At 59.9% G+C, this 6,818-nt stretch carries 4 protein-coding genes, 1 tRNA gene and 1 rRNA gene; all 6 read right to left on the reverse strand.

Going from position 1 to position 6,818, the window contains the following annotated elements; all coding sequences use genetic code 11:
• Window positions 1-51 precede the first annotated feature (51 nt).
• Window positions 52-1,497: an amino acid permease gene (locus AB5Y47_RS04305; protein WP_368219880.1), complete on the reverse strand. Its 1,446-nt coding sequence runs from the start codon at window positions 1,495-1,497 to the stop codon at window positions 52-54.
• Window positions 1,498-1,598: 101 nt separating this feature from the next.
• Window positions 1,599-2,054, reverse strand: a complete 456-nt coding sequence (locus AB5Y47_RS04310) for a beta-galactosidase subunit beta (RefSeq protein WP_049637045.1) — start codon at window positions 2,052-2,054, stop codon at window positions 1,599-1,601.
• A complete protein-coding gene (gene ebgA / locus AB5Y47_RS04315) occupies window positions 2,051-5,137 on the reverse strand; it encodes a beta-galactosidase subunit alpha (protein WP_049637046.1) in 3,087 nt (1,028 codons plus the stop codon). Before ebgA ends, AB5Y47_RS04310 begins: the two co-directional genes overlap by 4 nt.
• A 321-nt stretch (window positions 5,138-5,458) precedes the next feature.
• On the reverse strand, window positions 5,459-6,424 hold the full coding sequence (gene ebgR, locus AB5Y47_RS04320) for a transcriptional regulator EbgR (protein ID WP_049637047.1): 966 nt from the start codon (window positions 6,422-6,424) through the stop codon (window positions 5,459-5,461).
• Window positions 6,425-6,588: 164 nt separating this feature from the next.
• A 5S ribosomal RNA gene (rrf, locus tag AB5Y47_RS04325) occupies window positions 6,589-6,703 on the reverse strand.
• 22 nt (window positions 6,704-6,725) lie between these two features.
• A tRNA-Thr gene (locus AB5Y47_RS04330) sits at window positions 6,726-6,801 on the reverse strand.
• Window positions 6,802-6,818: the final 17 nt, after the last annotated feature.

A 6,818-nucleotide genomic window follows, 5' to 3' on the forward strand; every position in this document is an offset into this window, starting at 1 on the left:
GTTTGCGGGTGGCCAACGGCCACCCGGTTTGATTGGGATTCAATGCCGTGGCTATGGCGTCTGCATGGCAACCTGCGCCGTCGGCTGGGCCTCTTTCGCACGCGCTTCGGCACTGAGGGAGGCTTCGTATCTGTTGTATTTCCACCAGGCGAAGCCAAGGAAGATCACGATCCCGCCGACGTTGTAGAAGACGATGGTCATGATGTCGGCGCCGGTCGGGAAGGTGGAGGCGAGGAAGCCCACCGAGAAGATGGCGATCAGCACCGAGACCACGGCGATGCCGGTGGAGCGCGAGCCCATCTTGAAATCCCGCGGCAGGTGGTCGAGCTTCAGGCGCAGATTGAGGTAGGCCAGCATGATGAACAGCGGCGGCAGCATGGAAGCGGCAGCGGTCATGTTGATGACGGTGTTCATCAGATCCTGAGCGGTGTTGGAGCCCAGAGTCGGGATCACCATCAGCGGCAGCACGATAAGGTACTGGATCCAGGCTGCGCGGGCGGGCACGCCGTTCTCGTTCAGCTCGACCGTCTTCTTGCCGAAGATGCCGGCCGGGATTTCGGAGAAGAAGATCTTCACCGGGGTCGCCGTCCACATCAGCAGGGAGCCGAACATGGCGGTGAAGGAGACCAGACCGACGAAGCGGTTCATCAGGATCTCCGGCAAACCGAAGTAGGCCGCCAGCCCCTCGAACACCTGCACCGAGCCGCCGGTATATTTCAGGGTACCGCTCGGCACGAACACGTTGATCAACAGCGAGGCAATGGAGTAGAGCACCCCGATAAAGATCCCGGCGATGATGATCACCTTCACGAAAGACTTGGAGCCCCCTTTCACGTCATTGACGTAGACCGCCACCGACTCGGCGCCACCGGCCGCCATAAAGATCCAGGTCGTAATACCCAGGAAGGCCCAGCTGAAATCGGGGACCATGGCCTCTACCGTGATGGGGTCGGCTGGCTGTACGCCGCCCACCAGTGCCGCACCTGCCAGCAGAATGTAGGAGAGGGTCAGCAGCAGCATCAGGGACGAGGTCACCGAGGTGATGGGGCCGAGCATCTTGGCGCCGTTGGTGGAGACGTAGGTGGCAAAGGCAAACAGCACCATGCTCAATGCCGTGGTCGCCACCGGGGTGAGAATGTACTCGTAGCCGAGGAAGGCATAGGAGGCGTAGGCGATGACCCGCGGCAGCAGCGAGGTGAAGAAGAAGAGGTTCACGAACCAGTAGGTGTAGGCGGAGATAAAGGCCCAGCGGCCGCCGAGGGAGCTCTTCACCCAGGCATAGACGCCCGCTTCGGAGTTTTTGTTCAGTGACACGAACTCCGCAATGATCAGACAGAACGGAATGAAGTAAAAAAGGGTGGCCAGAAAGAACATCGGGGCCGAGGCCAGACCGATCTCGATGTTGTTGTTGATGACGTTGTTGAAGCTGAATACCGCCGCGAAGGTGAGCGACAGCAGACCAAACTTGCCTATCGTATTGCGTTTGGAATCAGACATGGTACATCTCCAGACCTGTAGTTATCTCGCGAAAGAGCGGGGCATGATGTGTAGGGTGAGCCCCGCCCTTCCGGCTTTGTCAGTGCAGAACCGGCGGCTTGTTATTTGTTTTTGAAGTAGCCGCCTTCGACGGTGACCTTGATGATCAGCTTGCGCACCGGGCTGTCGCCTGCGAACCGGTAAGCCTCGTCGTTCTCGAAGATCACCACCTGACCGTTGCCGACTTGCTGGCGCTCGCGCACCTCACCGGCCAGCCACTCGCGGTCCGTGGTGTCGTCATAGGCCTGCTCGACCCCCAGCTCCGACTTGGGGGCCCACTCCACCGTCTCTTCCCCTTCCAGGTAGTAGTGAACGTCGAAGTAGCGGCGCTGCCCCTCGAACAACGAGGTGGCCGGGCTGGCCCCCTCCTGCAAGCGGTAGGTGAGGGAGTCACCGATGGAGTGACAGATGCCGGGCTTGAGGTTCGGCAGGTTGTTGATGGCCTCCACGCAGCGGCCCCACTTCTTGCCCTCCCGGTAGATGTTTTTGAACAGGGTCAGGTTGTCCAGGGTGATCATGCGAGGTTCCTCCCGCCGTTGATGGTGAGATCGAGCCCGGCCAGCGCAGCCGGATTGAGGTTGCCACGGGAGATGGGCAGCAGGGTCAGGCCGAAGCTGAACGGCTCGAAGCGCACCCGCCAGGAGTCCAGCACCTCGGAGCCCCAGGAGTTGGAGCCGAGCCCCACCACCCTGTAATCCAGGTTGAGAGTGAGATAGCCACTCGGTTCCAGCTCGTTGATGTGTTGCGCCGCATGGATGTGCTCCCAGCTGTAGGGCCAGACGCTCAGGTTGATGGGGGCATCAGGCCGCACGTAGAGACCGGCGCCGTGACGGTTGGTCAGGGTCGCCCAGCGCACCTGCTGGCGGTTGCCGTTGTCCTGCGGGAAGGGGTAGTGCTCCCACATCTCGCTGACTGTGCTCTGGAAGCTGTCGATCCAGTTGCTCTGGCGGCTGTCCTGATAGTTCTCGCCCGGCCCCATACCGTAGTAGTGCACCCGGTCGAGATCCTGACGAATGCCCAGCTCGAAGCCGATCTTGGGGATGATGTCGTCATAGCCGCCGTAGGGCTGGCCGGACAGAGCCACGTGCAGCTGACCGTTCCGGCTCAGGGTATAGACGTAGCGGCAGCGCATGCCAAAGTCGAACACCGGCGGTGCGATCAGACTCTCCACCGTTACCTCGACCGCCTCACCCAGCTGGCGCCAGCTTAAGGTGCGGAAGTGCTCCTGCATGATCTGCAGGTGGTTCGGGTGCCACAGGCTCTCGTACTCCTGCTTGTGGTTGTCGATCATCGGCTTGAAGAAAGTGAGGCGCGGGGCTCGCTCGATGAGCTCGATACCATCCTGCTGCCAACTCACCAGCTTGCCGTCGAGGCGCGAGAAGCGCAGGGCAAAGCCGCTGCCGCTCAAGGTCAGCGTGAGGCGCTCATCGGCAATATGCAACGGGGTGGCGTTGGGATTGGCAAAGGGCTGCAGCTGGCGAGTCGATACCTTCAGCTGGAACTGGTACTGGCCCAGCTCGTGCTCCGCCGCGCTGTAGCGGGTCGCACTGGCCTTGATGACCCGCAGCTGGACGAAGGTTTCCCGCCCATCGAGGGATGGCAGTTCGAGCTGCAACTCGGTGGTGGCACCGGGGGCCACCCCTTCCAGCCGGATTTGCTGGCTGGCCAGCAGTTCGCCCTCGGCCTTCACTTCGACCAGCAGGCGGATGTCGTCGAGAGTGGAGAACCAGTAGCGGTTTTCCACCGCCAGCTTGCCGCTCGCCAGATCCAGGGCGCGCACCTTGACCGGGCAGATCACCTGCTTGTATTCGCGCAGCCCCGGCCCCGGGGTCTGATCCGGATAGATGAGGCCATCCATGCAGAAGTTGTAGTTGTTGGGGTAGTCGCCGTAGTCGCCGCCGTACTTGTAGACCGGGCGGCCCTGCTCGTCCTGATCCAGAATGCCGTGATCGCACCACTCCCAGATATAGTGGCCCTGAATGTGGGGATGGCGGTCAAACACCTGCTGGTATTCGCTCAGGCCACCCGGGCCGTTGCCCATGGCGTGGGCGTATTCGCAGAGGATACGCGGCTTGGCCATCGGGAACTCGCCGAAGCAGTTCATCTGGGAGACGCGGGAGTACATGGTACTCACCACATCCACCACCTCGGCATCGCGATCCTCTTCGTAGTGCACCAGCCGGGTCGGGTCGATCCCCTTGCAGCGCTGGTACATGGCTCTGATGTTGCAGCCGTAGCCGGACTCGTTGCCGAGCGACCAGATGATGATGGAGGGGTGGTTCTTCTGGGCGTGCACGTGGCGCTCGATGCGATCCACGAACACCGGCTCCCAGAAGGGATCGTCAGTGATGCGGCTGAGATCGCCGACGTTGGCAAAACCGTGGGTCTCCACATCGGTCTCTGCCATCACGAACAGGCCGTACTGGTCGCACAGCTCGTAGAAACGCGGGTCGTTCGGGTAGTGAGCGGTGCGCACCGAGTTGAGGTTGTGCTGCTTCATCAGCACGATATCGCGCTCCACCCGATCCATGCCGACCGCACGGCTCTTGAGGTGGTCGTTGTCGTGGCGGTTCACCCCGTGCAGCTTGAGGTAGTGGCCGTTGACGTAGAAGAGGCCATCCTTGACGGTGATTTCACGCACCCCGACCCGCTGCGGGATCACTTCCAGCAGCTCGCCCTGACCGTTGTAGAGGGAGAGTTGCAGCTGGTAGAGGTAAGGGTCTTCGGCACTCCACAGATGGGGGTTGGCCAGATCCAGCGTGAAACGGCAATCACACTTGCCGTCGATGGCGAGATGGTCGAGCGAGCCGCTGGCGATCTCGCTGCCCTGATCCAGCAGCGACCAGACCAGACGGTGATCACGGGCTGGCGCACCAAGATTTTCCAGCTGGATATCGCAGCTCAGGGTGGCGCTCTGGCCGGCAATCTGATTGCCATCGGCCAGCGCGGTGCGGATAAAGAAGTCCTGCACATGGGCGGCCGGTTTGCCCACCAGGTAGACGTCGCGGAAAATCCCCGCCATCCACCACATGTCCTGATCTTCGATATAGGTGGAGTCGGCCCACTGCATCACCCGCACTGACAGCAGGTTTTCGCCAACCTTGGCGTAGGCGCTGATATCGAACTCGGCGGTGAGGCGGCTCCCCTTGCTGAAGCCGACATAGTGGCCGTTTACATAGACCTCGAAGTAGGTCTCCACCCCGTCAAACTTGATGATCACCTGCTCGCCGTCCCAGGCCGGGCTCAGCGTGAAGCTGCGCTGATAGGCGCCGGTGGGGTTGTTGGTCGGCACGAAGGGCACATCGATGGGGAAAGGAAAACCTTCGTCGGTGTACTGCAGATTGCCATGCCCTTCCATCTGCCACATGTTGGGCACGGTGATCTGGCCCCACTCGTTCATGGGGCTGTGATAGAAGGCCTCCGGCACCTGCAGAGGATGGTCGAAGTAGTGGAACTGCCACTGGCCGCTCAGGCTCAGAAAACGGCGGCTCAGCTCGCGCTGCATGGTGGCCGCCAGCCCGTGATCGGCATAAGAGAAGAAGTAGGCGCGCGGAGCCAGCCTGTTTTCACCAATGAATTGGACGTTTTCCCAGTTATTCACATGTCCTCCCGGAACAAGGCAACGTTAACTGGGTAAACCCTAGATAAATATTTACTAAATATCAGTTTTGAATAGGTAAAGTTTTAACCTGATCACAGTGAGCGGATGGTTTTGTGAGCGAGATCAGAAGCGGGAGACAAAGGAGGGCAAGGTATAGATGAGTGGCATGGATGTTGATGATAGCTGGCTGAATAGCAGTAAAATCAACTATAAAACAATGTGATGTGACGTCATTGGATGATATGGCAAAGCAGTGTACTTGGGAGGAGTGTCGCACCACCGCAAGATGGTGCGACTAAAATGCAGGGTATTTTACTAAAATCAGCGCGTGGTGCCACGCAGGGTCAACTTGCTCGGTACCAGCACCCGGAGTGGAATATCACGCTCGTCACGCAGCCGTTCGACCAGCAAATTGACCCCCTGGGAGCCCATCAACTCGGAGTGGATCCGCACCGTTGAGAGCGGCGGGAAGGTGAACTTGGCAGTCGGAATATCGTTGACGCTGATAAGCTCGATCTGCTGGGGAATCGCCAGTCCCTTCTCGTGGATGGCACGCAGCACACCGATGGCGATGGAGTCGGAGGCGACAAACAGCGCCCTGGGCCAGTCACCGGCCAGCATCTCCTTCGCCAGCTTGTAGCCGGAAGCGCTGGAGAAGTCTCCGCGATAGAGGTCGCTCTCCTGTACCACGCCAAGCCGCTGGCCATAATCCCGGAAAGCCAGTTCCCGCAGATCCGGGCCATCATCCTGGCCACCGATATAGCCGATGCGCTGATGGCCCTCGGCGATGAAGAAGTCCACTACCTGCTGGCTGATGAGTGCCAAATCAACGTCAATCGAGTCAAAATCCCCCTGAGAGCGGCAATCCACGAACACCAGCTGGGCAGACAGGCCGCGCAGCACGGCCAGCCGTTCTTCCGGCAGATGGCCGATGACCAGGATGCCATCGACGGCAGAGAGCTCACGCCCCTCGGCACCGTTGTAGCAGTGGGCCAGCTCGATGTTGAGGCGGGTGCACTGGGTCTCGATGCCGTAGCGGATGGCGAGGTAATAGGGATCGTTGACCTCGGTGCTCTGGGGATAGGCGTAGACAGCCAGGAGCTGCAGCTTGCTCTTGTGCACCCCTTTGCGGGCGCTGCTGGTCTTGTACTCCAGCCGCTCGGCAATCTCGAAGATCTTCTGCCTGGTCTCGTCCTTGACGCTCAGGTTGGGATCCTCGTTCAGCACACGGGATACGGTAGCAAGCGATACCCCCGCCTCCTGTGCAATTTCCTTCAACGTAGCCATCAATACCTCGCAGGCAGCATCACGTGTTCATCGGGCAACGGCTAAAGAGTAACGAGCAATCCCTTGATAGCCCAGCATTTTTACTGAAATAGAAGCAGGGAATTGCGGCGGGAGGACAGAAATGCAAAAAGGCCTCCCGCATGGGAGGCCTCTTCTGAATAGGTGCCTGACAGTGTCCTACTCTCGCATGGCGAATGCCACACTACCATCGGCGCTACCGCGTTTCACTTCTGAGTTCGGCATGGGATCAGGTGGTTCCACGGCGCTATTGCCGTCAGGCAAAAGCTGTACTGCTTGAAAATGGTGCTGATACCCAGAATCGAACTGGGGACCTCATCCTTACCAAGGATGCGCTCTACCGACTGAGCCATATCAGCACACTAACCGGTAAAGA

Origin of the sequence: Aeromonas sp. R7-2 (genome assembly GCF_040908105.1) — a bacterium.
GTDB lineage: Bacteria > Pseudomonadota > Gammaproteobacteria > Enterobacterales > Aeromonadaceae > Aeromonas > Aeromonas caviae.